At 67.2% G+C, this 15984-nt stretch carries 18 protein-coding genes; 11 read left to right on the top strand and 7 right to left on the bottom strand.

The window, feature by feature from the left end:
- Position 1: 1 nt before the first annotated feature.
- Positions 2 to 940 carry a bifunctional helix-turn-helix transcriptional regulator/GNAT family N-acetyltransferase gene (locus BLQ70_RS08255; protein WP_091856557.1) on the bottom strand — a complete coding sequence of 313 codons (939 nt, stop codon included), beginning with the start codon at positions 938 to 940 and terminating at the stop codon, positions 2 to 4.
- Between the two features lie 237 nt (positions 941 to 1177).
- Here BLQ70_RS08255 and murI point away from each other — a divergent pair, with 237 nt between their 5' ends.
- The 4 genes from murI (at position 1178) to BLQ70_RS08235 (ending at position 3582) form a co-directional block, all read left to right on the top strand.
- Entirely contained in the window at positions 1178 to 2044 is an 867-nt protein-coding gene (gene murI, locus BLQ70_RS08250; protein WP_091856556.1) for a glutamate racemase, read from the top strand.
- 63 nt (positions 2045 to 2107) lie between these two features.
- The gene (locus BLQ70_RS08245) at positions 2108 to 2347 is read left to right on the top strand and encodes a hypothetical protein (RefSeq protein ID WP_082617368.1); all 240 of its coding nucleotides are present in this window, start codon (positions 2108 to 2110) and stop codon (positions 2345 to 2347) included.
- Positions 2348 to 2543: 196 nt separating this feature from the next.
- Positions 2544 to 3161, top strand: coding sequence for a 30S ribosomal protein S4 (gene rpsD, locus BLQ70_RS08240; RefSeq protein WP_061966947.1), 618 nt, complete (start codon positions 2544 to 2546; stop codon positions 3159 to 3161).
- A 136-nt stretch (positions 3162 to 3297) separates the two neighbouring features.
- The gene (locus BLQ70_RS08235; protein ID WP_210184258.1) at positions 3298 to 3582 is read left to right on the top strand and encodes a hypothetical protein; all 285 of its coding nucleotides are present in this window, start codon (positions 3298 to 3300) and stop codon (positions 3580 to 3582) included.
- 68 nt (positions 3583 to 3650) lie between these two features.
- Here the strand turns inward: BLQ70_RS08235 and BLQ70_RS25595 are convergent, their stop codons facing one another.
- Entirely contained in the window at positions 3651 to 3803 is a 153-nt protein-coding gene (locus BLQ70_RS25595) for a hypothetical protein (RefSeq protein ID WP_170843344.1), read from the bottom strand.
- A 201-nt stretch (positions 3804 to 4004) separates the two neighbouring features.
- Between BLQ70_RS25595 and BLQ70_RS08230 the strand changes: the two genes are divergently transcribed.
- Positions 4005 to 4247, top strand: coding sequence for a hypothetical protein (locus BLQ70_RS08230; RefSeq protein ID WP_091856555.1), 243 nt, complete (start codon positions 4005 to 4007; stop codon positions 4245 to 4247).
- Between the two features lie 97 nt (positions 4248 to 4344).
- On the opposite strand, the gene BLQ70_RS08225 is transcribed toward BLQ70_RS08230, so the two are convergent.
- Positions 4345 to 4986 carry a Spy/CpxP family protein refolding chaperone gene (locus BLQ70_RS08225; protein ID WP_091856554.1) on the bottom strand — a complete coding sequence of 214 codons (642 nt, stop codon included), beginning with the start codon at positions 4984 to 4986 and terminating at the stop codon, positions 4345 to 4347.
- 173 nt (positions 4987 to 5159) lie between these two features.
- Here BLQ70_RS08225 and BLQ70_RS08220 point away from each other — a divergent pair, with 173 nt between their 5' ends.
- The 5 genes from BLQ70_RS08220 to BLQ70_RS08205 all read left to right on the top strand — a co-directional run bounded on the left by BLQ70_RS08220 (position 5160) and on the right by BLQ70_RS08205 (position 10568).
- Positions 5160 to 6158: a P1 family peptidase gene (locus BLQ70_RS08220; protein WP_091856553.1), complete on the top strand. Its 999-nt coding sequence runs from the start codon at positions 5160 to 5162 to the stop codon at positions 6156 to 6158.
- 154 nt (positions 6159 to 6312) lie between these two features.
- On the top strand, positions 6313 to 6588 hold the full coding sequence (locus BLQ70_RS25590; RefSeq protein WP_162260090.1) for a hypothetical protein: 276 nt from the start codon (positions 6313 to 6315) through the stop codon (positions 6586 to 6588).
- A complete protein-coding gene (locus tag BLQ70_RS08215) occupies positions 6585 to 8045 on the top strand; it encodes a methyl-accepting chemotaxis protein (protein ID WP_170843343.1) in 1461 nt (486 codons plus the stop codon). Before BLQ70_RS25590 ends, BLQ70_RS08215 begins: the two co-directional genes overlap by 4 nt.
- 42 nt (positions 8046 to 8087) lie before the next feature.
- The gene (locus BLQ70_RS08210) at positions 8088 to 8876 is read left to right on the top strand and encodes an ATP12 family chaperone protein (RefSeq protein WP_091856681.1); all 789 of its coding nucleotides are present in this window, start codon (positions 8088 to 8090) and stop codon (positions 8874 to 8876) included.
- A gap of 162 nt (positions 8877 to 9038) precedes the next feature.
- The gene (locus BLQ70_RS08205) at positions 9039 to 10568 is read left to right on the top strand and encodes an acyl-CoA carboxylase subunit beta (protein ID WP_061966928.1); all 1530 of its coding nucleotides are present in this window, start codon (positions 9039 to 9041) and stop codon (positions 10566 to 10568) included.
- Between the two features lie 179 nt (positions 10569 to 10747).
- Here BLQ70_RS08205 and BLQ70_RS08200 read toward each other — a convergent pair whose 3' ends face one another.
- From BLQ70_RS08200 to BLQ70_RS08185, 4 genes are read right to left on the bottom strand one after another with little or no spacing between them, the layout of a single operon-like run.
- A complete protein-coding gene (locus BLQ70_RS08200) occupies positions 10748 to 11890 on the bottom strand; it encodes an ABC transporter permease (RefSeq protein WP_091856551.1) in 1143 nt (380 codons plus the stop codon).
- Positions 11887 to 12780 (bottom strand): ABC transporter ATP-binding protein, encoded by an 894-nt coding sequence (locus tag BLQ70_RS08195; RefSeq protein WP_091856680.1) that lies wholly within the window; start codon positions 12778 to 12780, stop codon positions 11887 to 11889. The genes BLQ70_RS08200 and BLQ70_RS08195 overlap by 4 nt, the downstream gene beginning before the upstream one ends.
- Before the next feature lie 29 nt (positions 12781 to 12809).
- Positions 12810 to 13769, bottom strand: a complete 960-nt coding sequence (locus BLQ70_RS08190; RefSeq protein WP_091856550.1) for an HlyD family secretion protein — start codon at positions 13767 to 13769, stop codon at positions 12810 to 12812.
- On the bottom strand, positions 13766 to 14428 hold the full coding sequence (locus tag BLQ70_RS08185; RefSeq protein WP_091856549.1) for a CerR family C-terminal domain-containing protein: 663 nt from the start codon (positions 14426 to 14428) through the stop codon (positions 13766 to 13768). The genes BLQ70_RS08190 and BLQ70_RS08185 overlap by 4 nt, the downstream gene beginning before the upstream one ends.
- Before the next feature lie 173 nt (positions 14429 to 14601).
- Between BLQ70_RS08185 and BLQ70_RS08180 the strand changes: the two genes are divergently transcribed.
- Positions 14602 to 15975 (top strand): MBOAT family O-acyltransferase, encoded by a 1374-nt coding sequence (locus BLQ70_RS08180; protein ID WP_091856548.1) that lies wholly within the window; start codon positions 14602 to 14604, stop codon positions 15973 to 15975.
- Positions 15976 to 15984: the final 9 nt, after the last annotated feature.

Here is a 15984-nt window from a genome sequence, read left to right as displayed (position 1 = left end):
ATCAGGCCGCGCTCGGCCGAAGCGCCAGTTCCCAGTTCTGACCGACGAGATCCTGCCCGAAGGAGTGGTGCTTCTCCTCCGCCACCAGCCTGAAGCCTTCGCCGACATAGATGCCGCGCGCCGCGTGCAGGATGTCGTTGGTCCAGAGCACCATGCGCCCGTAGCCGGCAGCGCGCGCGAAACCGATGGCCTCGCGGACCAGTCGCTTGCCGAGCCCGAGCCCATGTGCCCGCTTCTCGACGATCACGAGCCTGAGCTTGGCCGTCGCCTCGTCCTCCTGCACGACGAAGGCGGAACCGACGGGCTGGCCATCGAGCTCGGCGATGAAGCAGCGCTCGTGGTCGGGCTTGAACTCGCGCAGGAACTTCGCGGCGATTTCCGCTACGAGCGCCTCGAAACTCAGATCCCAGCCGTAGTCCTCGGCATAGAGCCGGCCATGCGCGCCGACGACCCACCCCATGTCGCCGGCCCGATGCTCACGGGTAACCGGCGCGGAACGATCACGAACATCGCCGGTGAGAAGCCGCTCGGTATCGGCGAGCGCATCGACAAGCCTCGCCTGCTCGAGCGGTGCCAGCCGCCCCAGGATCGCCCCCGCCTGCGCGCTCGAAGCCTCGTCGAGCGGCTGGAAGGCCGCCCTGCCCTTCGCCGTCAGGCGCAGGCGCCAGGCCCGGCCATCGGCTACCGAGCGGCTGCGTTCGAGCCAGCCCTGCCCGGCAAAGCGCTTGAGGATGCGTGAGAGATAGGCCGGATCGAGATCGAGCGACTTGGCCATCTCGGCCGCCTGCCAGTCGTCGCGCTGCGCCAGCTCGTAAAGCACGCGCGCCTCGGCGAGCGCGAGGCCCGAGCCGTGCAGGCTCCCGCCGAGCGCCCCGACCCAGCGGGTATGGAAGCGGTTGAAGCGGCGGATCGCGGCGACGGCGGTCTCGGTGGTTTCCATGGCGCACCTCCAGCTAGAGCATTTCCGGCGAGCACCCGTTCGCCTCCAAAGCTCTATCTTTTTGTTTCGACGCAGTTCCGGGCGCAAAACCGCTGCGCACTTTTGCTGAACTCCTCCAGATGCCAATCGATTTAGTGGACATAGTCAACTAAATTCGAGACAGCCGCTGAACCCGTCGTTGACCGTCCCTTAACCGGTCTCTGGCGGAGTCGCGCTTTGGCGTTTGCGGCACTCTCAATGCAAGTCGATCTCCTCGCCGGCGCGGGCCACCGCCCCTTCGCGATCCCCCGGCCCCGGCCCACCATCCTCGTCTTCGATTCCGGCCTCGGCGGCCTCACCGTGCTCGCGCGCACCACCCAGGCCTGCCCCGGCGCCCATATCGTCTACGCCGCCGACGATGCCGGCTTTCCCTATGGCCGCCTGGGCGAGGGCGAACTCGTCACCCGCGTGCTCGCCGTGATGGAGCGCCTCATTGCGCGCTTCCATCCCGATCTCGTGGTCATCGCCTGCAACACGGCCTCGACGCTGGTGCTCCCGGCGCTCAGGGCACGCTTCGCCATCCCCTTCGTCGGAACCGTCCCCGCGATCAAGCCGGCCGCAGCCGCGACCCGCAGCGGCATGATCTCGGTACTGGCCACGCCCGGCACCGTGGCGCGCGACTACACCCGCGAGCTGATCGAGACCTATGCGGCCAGTCACCGCGTCACGCTCGTCGGCGCGACGCGGCTCGCCGGTCTTGCCGAGCAGGCGCTGAAGGGCGAGGCCGTCGACGACGCGATCCTTGCTGCCGAGATCGCCCCCTGCTTCATCGAGGAGGATGGCCGCCGCACCGATGTCGTCACCCTGTCCTGCACGCATTATCCCCTGCTGCTGGAGCGGATGAAGCGGCTCGCGCCCTGGTCGGTCGAGTGGATCGACCCGGCGCCGGCGATCGCGCGCCGTGTCGCCGATCTCCTGTCCGGCGCCCGTCAGCCCGCCCTTGCCTGCCACGACGCCACCGCGGTTTTCACAAACGGCTCCGGCCTGACCGGCCCGTTGCGGATCGCGCTGGCCGGTTACGGCCTAGCCCAGGTCGTCGTCGAACCCATGCCCCTGGCGAACTGAGGGAACCAGCCCGACCCCGAAGCGTTTAGGGTTCCGGCGACCATCGCAGAAGGAGCCAGCCTCATGAGAAAGCTGCTATTGCTGTCGGCGCTTGCCGCCAGCCTCGCCTTCGCCGGCGTCGGCACAAGCACGGAAGCGCAGGCGAAGCCCCATGGCTGGCGCGGAGGCCATGGGCATCACGGCTTCTACGGCCACGGGCCACGCCGCCACCATGGCTGGAATCGCGGCCATCACTATGGCTGGTACAAGCACCGTCCGCGGCGCCACCATTATTATTATCGACCCTATGGCTACTGGCGCTGATTGCGGCTTTCCGCCTGTCCGGAATTGACTCGAAGCCGGCTTTCCGTCATACGCCCTCTCGTCGCGCGGCTCCTCACGGGGCCGCGTGGCTTTTTCCGCACCCGTGATCCGCTCTTCTTCGGAAGCTGGATCTGTCGCCCCGCAAGGGGACAGGAGGGCGCGGTCCTCAACTCGCGAACCTGAGAGGACACGCGACATGTCGAAGCGCCATGAGGCGAAGTACAAGATTGACCGCCGCCTCGGTCAGAACATCTGGGGCCGCCCGAAGTCCCCGGTCAACCGTCGTGAATACGGCCCCGGCCAGCACGGCCAGCGCCGCAAGGGCAAGCCGTCCGACTTCGGCACGCAGCTGCGCGCCAAGCAGAAGCTGAAGGGTTATTACGGCTCGATCTCCGAGAAGCAGTTCCGCCGCTACTACGCCGAGGCGATCCGCCTGAAGGGCGACTCGGGCGAGAACCTCGTCGGCCTGCTCGAGCGTCGTCTCGACGCGGTGATCTACCGCGCCAAGTTCGTCCCGACCGTCTTCGCGGCCCGCCAGTTCGTCAACCACGGCCACATCACCGTGAACGGCAAGCGCGTCAACATCGCCTCCTATCAGGTGAAGCCGGGCGACGTGATCGCGGTCAAGGATTCGTCGAAGCAGCTCGCCATCGTCATCGAGTCGGCCGCGCTGGCCGAGCGTGACGTGCCCGATTACATCGACGCCGACCACACCAAGTTCTCGGCCACCTACACCCGCACCCCGACCCTGTCGGACGTGCCCTACGCGGTGCAGATGGAGCCGAACCTGGTCATCGAGTTCTACTCGCGCTGATCGGCGACAACGCCCTTGGCCTTTCGGGGCGCAGACGACATTCAGGGGACGGCCTTCGGGCCGTCCCCTTTTTCGTTCTGGCGATACGCCGGTTTGGCGGCATGATGCGCCCACCGATCGCGACCGGGAGAATGGCATGAGGGTTTTGAAGGCGACGTTCGGCGCTTTGGCGACCGCCGCGTACCTGCTCTCGATGGCGGTGGGATGGAACGTAGCGCTATCATCAGGCGCGTCGGCGGAAGTCCGCTTCGGACGCAATGTCCGCGTCGGCGGGCACGACTTTTCCAATCAAAGCTTCAATCGTAAGCGGCGCGCGGAGATCTATCTCTATGATCGCGCCCCGGCCCGTTCAGGCTGCGTCTGGCGCTCGGATGGCCGTGGCGGCAAGGTGAAGACCTGTCACCTGCGCCGGATCAGGTAGAATGCGCCGCGCGCGGCTGGGCGACGAAAAGCGGTTTCGGCCGGGAATGGAACCAGGCGTGCAACGGCTCAGAGATGCGAGCCGACTTCGTTGCGGAAGAAATAGCAGCCCACTCCCAGGCAGCCGATCAGGATCGACAGCGCATAGGGCCCGAACAGGCAGACGATGAAGACCGAGCCGATGAAGGCCCGCATCGCCCAACATGACCATGTCTGCTTCATGGCTCACCTCTCGCATCGCAATCACTGACAAAGCGTAAACGGCGAGGCGTGAATCCAACCTGAATGGATATGGTAAATGCCTGAATTCCTTTTGAATTCCGTGTGTTAGGGATTTTGACGAAAGCAGGGCGGAAAGCGCTCTTGTCCATATCTCCCAGCCGTACGGTAGCGTAGCGTCATCTCCCCGGAGAGGAGATTCGCATGAAAAGACTTCTGCTGACCGCGTTCGCTGTGTGCTGCATGGCCGGCGCCGCCCAGGCGCAAAGCTGCAACCTGCAGGCCACGGACAAGAAGCTGGCCGGGGCGGCGAAGGCGAGCTTCCTGACCAAATGCGAGAAGGATGCGGGCGCCGCCTGCGACAAGCAGGCCGCCGACAGGAAGCTGGCCGGCGCCGCCAAGAACAGCTTCACCAAGAAATGCGTCTCGGACGCGGTCGGCGGCTGAGACCGGGCGCCCGCGAGCCAGACGCGAAGAGCCGCGCCCAGACAGGGTGCGGCTCTTTTCAGTCATGGACCTGTTGGGAATGGGCCGACGTCAGCGCTCAGTCGTCGTTCCGGTCGTCGCGATCCCGCCAGTGCCTGCGTCCGTCGCGGTCACCACGATCGCCGCGCTCCCAGCGGTCGCCACGGTCGTTGTCATGCCAGCCACCACGCCAGCCGCGCATCTCGCGGAAGCGCTCGCGCCCTTCCGCCATGGCCTCGCGCACCGAGCGGCGCAGCACCGTCTTCTGCTCGTCGCTGAGCGTCGTCCAGAGCGGGCGCACGGCATCGGCCAGTTCCTTGGAGCGGGCTGCACGCTCGCCCTGCCGGTTGGTGGTGGCGTCGAGGCGCTCCATCAGATCGGCATGGCGCAGCGCCTCGCGCCGCTCGCGCATCGCTTGCCAGCGCTCGCCGCGCTCGGAGCTGCGCTGCTTGATCAGCCCCTCGACCTTGTCGAAGAGAGCCGTCTGCTCCGGGCTGAGCTTGAGATCGGCGCGCACCTTGGACAAGCGCTCTTCCATCCGCTCCTTGGCGCGCTCGGCCCGGCGCTCGCGCCATTCGTCGCGGCGCTGTTCGCGGCTTTCGCTGCGTTCCTGCTTCTGGTCGCTGCCGCCCGCGGGCGGGACCGGCTGCGGCTGCGCCAGCGCGAAGCTGCCGGCAAGCATCGCGATCGACGATGCGGCGATGAGGGCAATGGGTTTCACGGGCAATCTCCTTGGAACAGTCCAGTCGAAGCGTCGCGCAGCGGGTCTCGAAGCCGATTGGCGATAGCGTGAACCTGATCCTGCCGGCCTGACCCGGCAATGGCCAGCGGATGAAAAGATCGTAATGTAGCGACAACGCCTTCGGCACGATTCGGTTCGCCATCGGGTTTTCAATGCAAAATCTCATCACCGATGTCCGCGGCCTGCTCGTCGGCCATGCGCATGACGTTGCAGCAGGGACGGGCGTCACCGCCGCGATCTTCGAGCGCCCGACCATCGCCTCCGCCGCCGTGCTCGGCGGCGCGCCCGGCACCCGCGATACCGCGCTGCTCGATCCGGAAATGACCGTCGAGCATGTCGACGCCATCGTTCTCTCCGGCGGCTCGGCCTGGGGGCTCGGGGCCGCCGATGGCGTGATGCGCTGGCTGGCGAAGGAGGGGCGCGGCTTTCCGGTCGGCGCCTTCCGCGTGCCGATCGTCCCGCAGGCCATCCTGTTCGACCTGATGAACGGCGGCGACAAGCCCTGGGCCCGCGGCGAAGGCGAAACGCCCTATGCCCGGCTCGGGGCCGAGGCTGCTGCCGCGGCGTCCGCCAGATTCACGCTCGGAACCGCCGGTGCCGGCTACGGCGCGACCACCGCCAATCTCAAGGGCGGTCTCGGCTCGGCGAGCGCGCGGGCCGCGACAGGGCAGATCGTCGGCGCACTGGTTGCGGTCAACGCCGTCGGCACGGCCACGATCGGCGACGGCCCCCATTTCTGGGCGGCGCCCTATGAGCGCGATGGTGAGTTCGGCGGCATCGGTTGGCCTGCCGCGATCACGTCTGACGACACCGCTTTGCGCTTCAAGGGCGGCACCGGCCAGAACACCACGATCGCGCTGGTCGCGACCGACGCCGTCCTGACCAAGCCGCAGGCCCGGCGCCTCGCGCTCGCCGCGCATGATGGCCTCGCCCGTGCCTTGCGCCCTGCCCATGCCCCGTTGGACGGCGACATCGTCTTCGCCGCCGCAACGGGTTACAGCGGCGCACCCTCGGACGCTTTCGCGATGACGGAGCTCTGCGCCACGGCCGCCGATGTGCTGGCTCGCGCCGCGGCGCGCGGCGTCCACGCGGCAACGGCCCTGCCCTTCGCCGGCGCCAGGCCTGCCTGGCGGGATCGTTTCGGGCATTGAGCCGATCCTGAAAACATGCCGCAACGTAATGGAGTAATTTACCAAGCATAAAGCCGACCTCCGTAATCTGCCCGCCTAGGTTTCCGTTTTATGATCGGACAACCGGGGGGTCCCTATGCGCGAGATCGGCTTCGGCCTGGTCTGCGGTGTCGCTATGGCGATCGCCGCGCTCCTGATTGCGGCCTGGCCGGTGCCGGGACGACCGATCGCCGCCTTTTTCCCCGCTGGAACCGCATCGGCCGATATCGCGCAAGCCGTCACCGAGGCCAGCGGCAGCCTCCTGCAGATCGATACCGCCGCCGCCGTCGCCTTCACGATGGGCGAGCGCGACGGCTTCGTCTCATCCCTTTACGGAGCCGGAGCCTGGCTCGTCATCGACGCCGCCTTTGCCCGGCTTTGCACCGGAAGCGCCGCAGGGAGCAGCCGATGAACGCCGTCACGCGCTTTCGCGAGCGCTTCTCCCGTTTCCTGATCGCGATCCTCTGGGCGAATGCCGCCGTGCTGGCGGTCGGAACGCCCGCCTCCTCGCCGCTGCACGGCCCTGCGATCACGCTGGCAGGCATCGCGCTGGCCGCTCTCGGAACGATGATCTGGCGCATAGACCGCACCGGCTGGATGACCCGCGAGGTTTCCAGCATCGTGACCATGGGCCAGGTCATGCTGCTGGTCTATGCCTTCGCCGGGCATCCCTATCAGTCCGACATGCATATGTATTTCTTCGCCATGCTGGCTGTGCTCGCCGGCTGGCTCGACTGGCGCATCTTCATCCCGGCGACTCTCGCCATCGTCCTGCATCATCTCGCTTTCAGCCTGCTGCAACCCAGCGGCGTCTTCCTCGGCGGCAACCAGATCGACCGCGTCCTGCTGCATGGCGCGATCGTCGCCGTGCAGTCGGTCGCGCTGAGCTGGGTGGTCTGGTCGCTGCGCCAGTCGCTCGAAGTCTCGGAGCGCGAACGCCTCGAGGCCGATGTCGCCCGCGCCGCGGCGGACGAGGCCAGGCGCAATCTCGCCGAAACCACGGAACGGAGCGCACTGGTTCGCCGCCAGGTCCTGCACGCCGTGGCCGACGATTTCGAACGCGAGATCGCCGGCATCGCCCGCGACGTCATCGCCTCCGTGCAATCCCTGCGCATCGCGTCGCAGCAGATGAAGGCCGGCGCCCTCGAAGTCTCCGAACGCTCCAGCGCCGCCTCGCAGTCCTCGCGCCAGACCTCATCCAATGTCGTCGCCGTCACGCAGGGCACGGCGGAACTGGCGCATTCATTCGCCGAGGTCGACCGCCAGGTCGCGGAAACCACCCGCGTCGTCGGCGAGACGACACGGCAGGCCCGCGCCGTGCTCGACACGGTCGGTGAATTGTCGCGCAAGGCCGGCCAGGTCGGCGATATCACCGACGCGATCTCGACCATTGCCAAGCACACCAACCTGCTGGCGCTCAACGCCTCGATCGAGGCTGCCCGTCTCGGCCGCTCCGGCGGCGGCTTCACCGTCGTCGCCCAGGAGATCAAGTCGCTCGCCAACCAGACCTGGCGTGCAACGGAGGAGATCCAGAGCCAGATCGGCGCGATCCGCGATTCCAGCACCGAGGCGATCGACGCGATCGACGCCATGAACGCGACGGTCGGCTCGCTCAACCAGATCTCCGGCAATGTCGCGACCGTGGTCGAGCAGCAGAATGCCGCGGCTGCGGGCATCGCCCAGATCATCCGGCGCGCCGCCGACGAAACCGTCTTCGCCGCCGGCCATATCGACATCGTCAGCCGCATCGCCGCCGAAACCGACGAGGCCGCGGGCCATGTCGCCGAATCCGCCGACAAGCTTTCGCTCCAGTCCGTGCATCTCGACAGCGAGGTCGCCCAGTTCCTCGGCCGCATCCGTGCCGCCTGAGCTACCGTTTCCTGCCGAGCGCGAATGCGCTATGGCGGGGCCATGTCCACCGACGATTTCCTCGCCCGTTTCGGCTCCCCCGGCGCCAGCCAGCCGGACCCCGTCGCCGCGGCCCAGCAGGCCATGCGCAATCCCCTGCCCGCCCGCTTCTACAAGGAGGCCGGCGTTCTGGAGCGCGACGGCCTCTTCCATGTCGCCCTCGACGGCAAGACGGCGCGGACCCCGGCCCGCAAACCGCTTGCCGTCGGCTCGCGCCCGGTCGCCGAAGCGCTTGCCGCCGAATGGCAGGCCCAAAGCGAACGGATCGATCCCGCCCGGATGCCGCTGACCCGGCTCGTCAACTCGGCACTCGACGGCGTCGAGGACCAGCAGGAGGCCGTGCGCGCCGAAATCGTCCGCTATGCCGGCTCCGACGCGCTCTGCTACCGCGCCGGAGAGCCCGAGGCGCTCGTCGAACGGCAGAACCAGGTCTGGCAGCCGATCCTCGGCGATATCGAGGCGCTGATCGGCGCCCGCTTCCTCTTGGCGGAAGGCATCGTCTTCGCGCAGCAGCCGGAAGACACGCTCGCTGCCGTGACCCATCAGGTCGGGAAAATCCCCGCCCCGCTCGCGCTCGCCGGCGCGCATACCGTCATGACCCTGACCGGCTCGGCCATCCTGATGCTCGCACTGGCAAACGGGCTGATCGATCCGGACGCGGTCTGGGATGCCGCCCATCTCGACGAAGACTACCAGATCGGGATCTGGGGACAGGACGAGGAAGCGGCCGAGCGCCGCGTCATCCGCCGCCGTGAATTCGACGCTGCGGTGCTCCTGCTGCTGAAGGGGTAGGCGGCGACGACGGCAGATCGCACCAGCCTCGCTCCGATAGCCCAGCCTCCATCGTTCCGCATGATTGCGGTTCCGGCTTGCGCAAACGTCGTCATGGACTCATCCGCTTTCGCCGCTTAAGCCGGCTTTGAGACGCGTTTTGCCCGCCGGGAGCCTGCCGCCATGAAGGATATTCTCGAACAGCTCGAATCCCGGCGCGAGGGCGCCCGCAAGGGTGGCGGTGAGCGCCGTATCGAGGCGCAGCACAAGCGCGGCAAGCTGACGGCGCGCGAGCGCGTCGAGCTCCTGCTCGACAAGGACTCCTTCGAGGAGTTCGACATGTTCGTGCAGCACCGCGCCGTCGATTTCGGCATGGACAAGGCCGAGAAGATCCCCGGCGACGGCGTCGTCACCGGCTGGGGTACGGTCAATGGCCGCACCGTCTTCGTCTTCTCCAAGGATTTCACCGTCTTCGGCGGCTCGCTCTCCGAGACCCACGCCCAGAAGATCATCAAGATCCAGGACATGGCGCTGAAGATGCGCGCGCCCATCGTCGGCCTGTTCGATGCCGGTGGCGCCCGCATCCAGGAGGGCGTCGCGGCACTCGGCGGCTATGGCGAGGTCTTCAAGCGGAACGTCCAGGCTTCGGGCGTGATCCCGCAGATCTCCGTGATCATGGGCCCCTGCGCCGGCGGCGACGTCTACTCGCCCGCGATGACCGACTTCATCTTCATGGTCCGCGACACCTCATACATGTTTGTCACCGGCCCTGAGGTGGTGAAGACCGTCACCAACGAGACCGTGACCTCGGAGGAGCTCGGCGGTGCCAAGGTCCATACCTCCAAGTCCTCGGTCGCCGACGGCTCCTTCGAGAACGATGTCGAGGCGCTGCTGCAGGTGCGCCGCCTGCTCGACTTCCTCCCCGCCAACAACACGGCCGGCGTGCCGGAATGGCCGTCATTCGACGTGCCCGACCGTGTCGACATGAGCCTCGACACGCTGGTCCCCGACAACCCGAACAAGCCCTACGACATCAAGGAGCTGATCCTGAAGACGGTCGACGAGGGCGACTTCTTCGAGATCCAGGCCGCCTATGCCGGCAACATCGTCACCGGCTTCGGCCGCATCGAGGGCCGCACCGTCGGCATCGTCGCCAACCAGCCGATGGTGCTGGCCGGCGTGCTCGATTCCGACGCCTCGCGCAAGGCGGCGCGCTTCGTGCGCTATTGCGACGCCTTCGAGATCCCGATCGTCTCGCTCGTCGACGTTCCCGGCTTCCTGCCCGGCACGGCGCAGGAATATGGCGGCCTGATCAAGCACGGCGCCAAGCTGCTCTTCGCCTATAGCGAATGCACCGTGCCGCTGGTCACGATCATCACGCGCAAGGCCTTCGGCGGCGCCTATGACGTGATGGCGTCGAAGCATATCGGTGCCGACGTGAACTATGCCTGGCCGACCGCGCAGATCGCGGTGATGGGCGCCAAGGGCGCGGTCGAGATCATCTTCCGCGGCGGCGATGCCGAGACCATCGCGCGCCAGACCAAGGAATACGAGGACCGCTTCATGTCGCCCTTCGTCGCGGCCGAGCGCGGCTATATCGACGAAGTCATCATGCCGCATTCGACGCGACGCCGCATCGCGCGGGCCCTCGCGATGCTCAGGACCAAGAACGTCGAGCGGCCCTGGCGGAAGCACGACAACATTCCGCTGTAAATTCCACTAAAACTTGTCATTCCGGGGCTTCGCGCAGCGAAGAACCCGGAACCCACGACTGGGTGAGCTGCTTACAAGGCGGCATAAAAAATGTCTCACCCAGTCGTGGGTTCCGGGTTCGCGCCTTCGGCACGCCCCGGAATGACAAGGGCACATTGCGATCGACAAACGACAGTCCCCTAATCCAGCGTGCTCCGGAATCGCATCAGCGCGAGCCCCGCATAGACCGGCACGAACAGGCTGAGATAGAACACCTCGTCGCCGATATCGCTCAAGCCTGCGCCCTTCAGCATGATCGCGCGGATGATCCGCAGGAAATGCGTCAGCGGGAAGAGCTCGCCCAGCGCCTGCGCCCAGCCCGGCATGCCGGCGAAGGGGAACATGAAGCCCGACAGCATCAGCGAGGGCAGGAAGAAGAAGAAGGTCAGCTGCATCGCCTGGAGCTGCGTGCGCGCCACCGTCGAGATCGTGTAGCCGAGCAGCACCAGTGCCAGCACGAAGACCAGCACGCAGGTGAGCAGCAGCCCAAGCCCGCCGAGGAAGGGCACGGCGAAGAGCAGCTTGGCCGCCCCGAGAACGATCACCACCTGCACCGCACCGATGGCGAGATAGGGCAGCACCTTGCCGAGCATGATCTCGCCGGCCGTCGCCGGCATGGCGAGCAGGTTCTCCATGGTGCCGCGCTCGATCTCGCGGGTCAGCGCCATCGCCGTCATCATCACCATGGTCATCTGCAGGATGACGCCGAGCAGGCCCGGCACGATGTTGTACTGGGTGATGTTCTCCGGGTTGTAGCGCCGGTGCACGACGAAGGAGAGGCTGTCACCGCTGGCCCCTGCGGGATCGGTCACCGGCTCGCGCCCCTGCGCCCGCAGCAGGGCCCGGCTCGCGATCGTGCCGAGCGCCGAGACAGCCCCGCTCGCCGCTGCCGGGTCGGTCGCATCGGCCTCGACCAGGATGCGCGGCTCGTCCGCCCGCTCGACGCGGGTGCCGAAATCGCTGGGAATGGTGACGAGGAAGGAGATTTCGCCCTTCGCCATCAGGCTCTCGGCCTCGGCCGCGCTCTGCGGCCGCTCGCCGAAGCGATAATAGTTCGAAACCTCCAGCGCCGAGACCACGGCGCGGGTATAACGATCCTGCCCGAGCGCCAGGACCGCCGCCGGCAGGCCCCGCGGGTCGTTGTTGATCGCATAGCCGAAGAGCAGGAGCTGGACGATCGGCACCGCCAGCATCATCGCGAAGGTGATGCGGTCGCGCCGCATCTGCACGAACTCCTTCGCCAGGATCGCGCCGAGCCGGCGTGGGGAAAACAGCGCAATCATGCCGCCCGCTCCTGCGCGCCGGTCATGAACTTGATGAAGACGTCCTCGAGGCTGGTCTCGCCGGGCTCGACCTTGATACCGGCCTCGCGCTTCAGGGGCTCGAGCGCCGCTTCCAGCTTCCCTCGATCGGTGCCGACGACATGCAGCGTCGCGCCGAAGGGGGCGACCTGCTCGACGCCGTCAGTCGCCTCGAGCGACCTGATCTGGGCGGGCTTCAGTGCGCCATGGACGACGAAGGTGACGAGGCCCGAACCGCGAACGACCTCCTCGACGGTCCCCGTGGCCAGCATCCGGCCGTAGGCGATGTAGCCTATGCGGTGGCAGCGCTCGGCCTCGTCCATGTAATGGGTGGAGACCAGCACGGTCAGACCGTCGCCGGCCAGCCGATGGATCTCGTCCCAGAACTCGCGCCGCGCCTTCGGATCGACGCCGGCGGTCGGCTCATCGAGCAGTAAGAGCTTCGGCTGATGCATGATGCAGGCCGCCAGCGCCAGCCGCTGCTTCCAGCCGCCCGAGAGAGTGCCGGCAAGCTGGTCCTTGCGCGAGGTCAGGCCCAGCCCGTCCAGCGTCTTCGCCACTGCCTCGTCTACGGGATCGAGCTCGTAGAGCCGCGCGACGAAGGTCAGGTTCTCGGCGATGGTCAGGTCTTCGTAGAAGGAAAAGCGCTGCGTCATGTAGCCGACCTGGCGCTTGATCTCCGCGCTCTGGGTGCGGACATCGAGCCCGAGCACGGTGCCCTCCCCGGCATCGGGCCTGAGCAAGCCGCAGATCATCCGGATCGTCGTGGTCTTGCCCGAGCCGTTGGGGCCGAGGAAGCCGACGATCTCGCCCGTCGCGACCGCGAGATCGACATCGTCGACCACCGTGCGCTTGCCGAAGCGCTTGGTCATGCCGCGGACATCGATGGCGAGCGCGGCACTCACCGCTGCGCCCTGAGCGTGACGTCGACGATCTGGCCGGGTTGAAGCGCCGATTGCGGCCCGCCATCCGGCCGTGCCTCGACCAGATAGACCAGCTTCTGGCGCGTCTGCGCCGAATAGATCACCGGCGGCGTGAATTCGGGCTCCGGTGAGACATAAGTCACGGTGGCGGTCAGGCCGGGCGCACAGCCATCGCAGCGGACATCGAGCTTCATGCCGGTCGTCACGCCTGAGATTCTGATCTCCGGCACATAGAGCATCAGCTTGGCGGCGCCGTCCGGCAGCATCAGGAGCGCCGGCGCGCTCGGCCCGGCGAGTTCGCCGACCCGGCGCAGGACGTCGCTGATCCGCCCGGCCGCGGGCGCGACGAGCTGGCGCTGCGACAGCTTCCACTGCGCCTGTGCCAGTGCGGATTTCGCCTGCTCGACCTGATTCTCGCTGGCCTTGATCTCGTCAGGCCTTGCCGCCAGCCGCGCCACGCCAAGATTGGCACCGATCTCGCGGACCCGCGCGCCGGCGACGTCGCGCGCCGTCACCGCCTGGTCGAGATCGGCCTGGGTGGAGACGCCCCGACGGAACAGGTCCTGCCGCCGGTCGAGCGCCCGGTCGGCTTCGCGTTCCTGCGCCTTGGCGGAGGCGAGGCTCGCCTCGATCACCGCGATCTCTTCCGGCCGCTTGCCGCTCTTCAGATTGTCGAGCTGCGCCCGCGCCTGCACCAGCCGCGCCTCGGCCTCGGCAACGGCATTCTCGGCATCGGTCCGTTCGAGCCCCGCCACGGCCTGGCCGGCCTCGACGCGGTCGCCCCGGCGGACATCGATGCGCTCGATCCGGGCCGTATCGATCGGCCCGAGCCGGACATATTCGCCCTCGACATAGCCGGCGATGCGGACCGTATCGCCGCCGCAGGCGGAAAAGCTCGCCGCGATCAGCCCGAAGGAACAGAGGAAGCCGAGGATCATGACCTGTTCTCCCGCATGCTGGCGATACTGGCGCGGAGATTGGCGCGGATGACGCCGGCGATCGCCTCGCTCTCAGCCGTGTTGATCGCGCTCCAGCCCATGCGCCGCATCACGGCCGGCCGCGCCAGCCGGAAGTAAAGCACCTGCCCGATCGTCGCGAAGACCGCGAGCTTGGTTGCCTCCCCCTCCGGCTCCATCCCGGTCGCAGCCGCCCAGAGCCGGCAGAGATGGCCATGGACCGGCCCGACCAGCCCCTCGTAGAGCGTCTCGAAGGCCGGGGTCGGCTCCATCATCTCACGCAGGACGAAGCGGGCGATCGTCTCGCTTTCCTGCGCCTGCGTCGCGAAGGCCGTGACACGCCCGACGATGCCGAACAGCAGCTCGGCTGCCGCCTCCGGCGCGAGCCTGTCGAGGGGCGGCATCGCCGCGGCGGCGCCGAAGACCCGCTGCTTCATCGTCGCGACGATCGCCTCGGCACAGGCCTGGCGCAAGCCGTCCTTGCCACCGAAATGATAGGCGATGCCGGCGCTGTTGACCCCGGCCGCCTGGGCGATCTGGCGGATCGAGCTCGCCTCGAATCCATGCCGCCCGAACAGGTCGAGCCCGGCCCGGATCAGCGCCTCGCGTGTCCCGGCATCGCTCTCGGAAATAGCTTTCATACCGCATCCATATCATCGCTCGCTATTTCAATCAATCGATTGATTGAAATAGCGAGGACAGGCGCCCGCCGCCTATGCCTTCTTCCGCCCTCCTGCGCCGCACCAGCGCCGACATGACTCGTCGTCCATAATGGTCTAAGGCGGCACCCATCCTGTGATCCGCTCCCCGCCCGATGCTTTTCAACTCCTTCGTCTTCCTGCTTGCCTTCCTGCCGCTGGCGCTCGCCCTCCACTGGGCGGCGGAACGCTTTGCGCCGCGCTGGCGCCTGCCGGTGCTGGTGGCGCTGTCCTTCGCCTTCTACGGCTATTGGGACTGGCGCTTCCTGCCGCTGCTCGTGCTCTCGATCGGGCTGAACTGGCTGATCGCCGAGGCCTTCCAGAAGACGAAGTCCGGCGCGCTGATCACGCTTGCGATCGTCCTGAACCTCGCGGTCCTCGCGGTGTTCAAGTACTTCAACTTCTTCGCCGATCTCGCTGGAATGATTCCCGGATTGCCGGCGCCGAAATTCGATATCGCGCTGCCGCTCGGCATTTCCTTCTTCACCTTCCACCACATCATGTACCTGACGGATCTGCGGCGCGGGCAGGCGCCGCGCTACGATCTCGTCCGCTACGCGCTCTACATCGCCTTCTTCCCACAGGTGCTCGCCGGCCCCCTGGTGCGCTGGCGCGAGATCATGCACCAGCTCGACGAGCGGCCCTATCAGCGCCCGGACGCAGCCGAGCGGATCGCGCGCGGCCTGCTCCTGCTCACCGCCGGCCTCGCCAAGAAGGTGCTGATCGGCGACCCCCTCGCCGAATACGCCAACCCGGTCTTCGCGGCCGCGGCGGCCGGCAAGGTCATCAGCCTGATGGAAGCCTGGCAGGCGACGCTCGCCTTTACCTTCCAGATCTATTTCGACTTCTCCGGCTACACCGACATGGCGCTGGGCCTCGCCCTGCTCTTCGGCATCGTGCTCCCGCAGAACTTCGAGGCGCCCTATCGCTCGCTCTCGATCCAGGATTTCTGGCGCCGCTGGCACATGACTCTGTCGCGCTTCCTGCGCGATTACCTCTACATCCCGCTCGGCGGCTCGCGCAGCGGCCTGCCGACGCAGATCTGGGCGCTGTTCGCGACCATGGCGCTGGGTGGGCTCTGGCACGGCGCCGGCCTGACCTTCGTCGCCTGGGGCGTGGCGCATGGACTGGCGCTGATCGTCGCCCTGTTCTGGCGCCGCGCCGGCCTGCCGATGCCGGCTGCTCTCGGCTGGGTCCTGACCTTCCTGTTCGTGATGCTCTGCTGGGTGCTGTTCCGGGCGACGAATTTCGAGGCCGCGCTCGCGATCTACAAGGGCCTGTTCGGGCTCGGCCCGATCGGCACCGGCTTCAAATGGCGGGCTTTGCTGCCGGCAGCCGCCTTCGCCATCATCGGCCCCACCGCCTGGAACCTCGTCCATAAATTGCCGCCGGCCCGCTGGCTCGCGATCCTCGCCGGGCTCCTGTTCGTCATCATCCTGCTGAAGATCGGCGAAGACGCCAATTATGAGTTCATCTACTTCCAGTTCTGAGCAAGCCGC

Origin of the sequence: Allobosea robiniae (assembly GCF_900102525.1) — a bacterium.
GTDB classification, from domain to species: domain Bacteria; phylum Pseudomonadota; class Alphaproteobacteria; order Rhizobiales; family Beijerinckiaceae; genus Allobosea; species Allobosea robiniae.
Note: the sequence above shows the minus strand (reverse complement) of the source record. Positions and strands in the feature narration are given on the sequence as shown.

What these genes read in the sequence shown, in the direction of transcription:
- BLQ70_RS08255 (WP_091856557.1), bottom strand. Translation starts at nt 940, where the DNA reads ATGGAAACCACCGAGACCGCCGTCGCCGCGATCCGCCGCTTCAACCGC.
- murI (WP_091856556.1), top strand. Translation starts at nt 1,178, where the DNA reads ATGCAAGTCGATCTCCTCGCCGGCGCGGGCCACCGCCCCTTCGCGATC.
- BLQ70_RS08245 (WP_082617368.1), top strand. Translation starts at nt 2,108, where the DNA reads ATGAGAAAGCTGCTATTGCTGTCGGCGCTTGCCGCCAGCCTCGCCTTC.
- rpsD (WP_061966947.1), top strand. Translation starts at nt 2,544, where the DNA reads ATGTCGAAGCGCCATGAGGCGAAGTACAAGATTGACCGCCGCCTCGGT.
- BLQ70_RS08235 (WP_210184258.1), top strand. Translation starts at nt 3,298, where the DNA reads ATGAGGGTTTTGAAGGCGACGTTCGGCGCTTTGGCGACCGCCGCGTAC.
- BLQ70_RS25595 (WP_170843344.1), bottom strand. Translation starts at nt 3,803, where the DNA reads ATGAAGCAGACATGGTCATGTTGGGCGATGCGGGCCTTCATCGGCTCG.
- BLQ70_RS08230 (WP_091856555.1), top strand. Translation starts at nt 4,005, where the DNA reads ATGAAAAGACTTCTGCTGACCGCGTTCGCTGTGTGCTGCATGGCCGGC.
- BLQ70_RS08220 (WP_091856553.1), top strand. Translation starts at nt 5,160, where the DNA reads ATGCAAAATCTCATCACCGATGTCCGCGGCCTGCTCGTCGGCCATGCG.
- BLQ70_RS25590 (WP_162260090.1), top strand. Translation starts at nt 6,313, where the DNA reads ATGGCGATCGCCGCGCTCCTGATTGCGGCCTGGCCGGTGCCGGGACGA.
- BLQ70_RS08215 (WP_170843343.1), top strand. Translation starts at nt 6,585, where the DNA reads ATGAACGCCGTCACGCGCTTTCGCGAGCGCTTCTCCCGTTTCCTGATC.
- BLQ70_RS08210 (WP_091856681.1), top strand. Translation starts at nt 8,088, where the DNA reads ATGTCCACCGACGATTTCCTCGCCCGTTTCGGCTCCCCCGGCGCCAGC.
- BLQ70_RS08205 (WP_061966928.1), top strand. Translation starts at nt 9,039, where the DNA reads ATGAAGGATATTCTCGAACAGCTCGAATCCCGGCGCGAGGGCGCCCGC.
- BLQ70_RS08200 (WP_091856551.1), bottom strand. Translation starts at nt 11,890, where the DNA reads ATGATTGCGCTGTTTTCCCCACGCCGGCTCGGCGCGATCCTGGCGAAG.
- BLQ70_RS08195 (WP_091856680.1), bottom strand. Translation starts at nt 12,780, where the DNA reads ATGACCAAGCGCTTCGGCAAGCGCACGGTGGTCGACGATGTCGATCTC.
- BLQ70_RS08190 (WP_091856550.1), bottom strand. Translation starts at nt 13,769, where the DNA reads ATGATCCTCGGCTTCCTCTGTTCCTTCGGGCTGATCGCGGCGAGCTTT.
- BLQ70_RS08185 (WP_091856549.1), bottom strand. Translation starts at nt 14,428, where the DNA reads ATGAAAGCTATTTCCGAGAGCGATGCCGGGACACGCGAGGCGCTGATC.
- BLQ70_RS08180 (WP_091856548.1), top strand. Translation starts at nt 14,602, where the DNA reads ATGCTTTTCAACTCCTTCGTCTTCCTGCTTGCCTTCCTGCCGCTGGCG.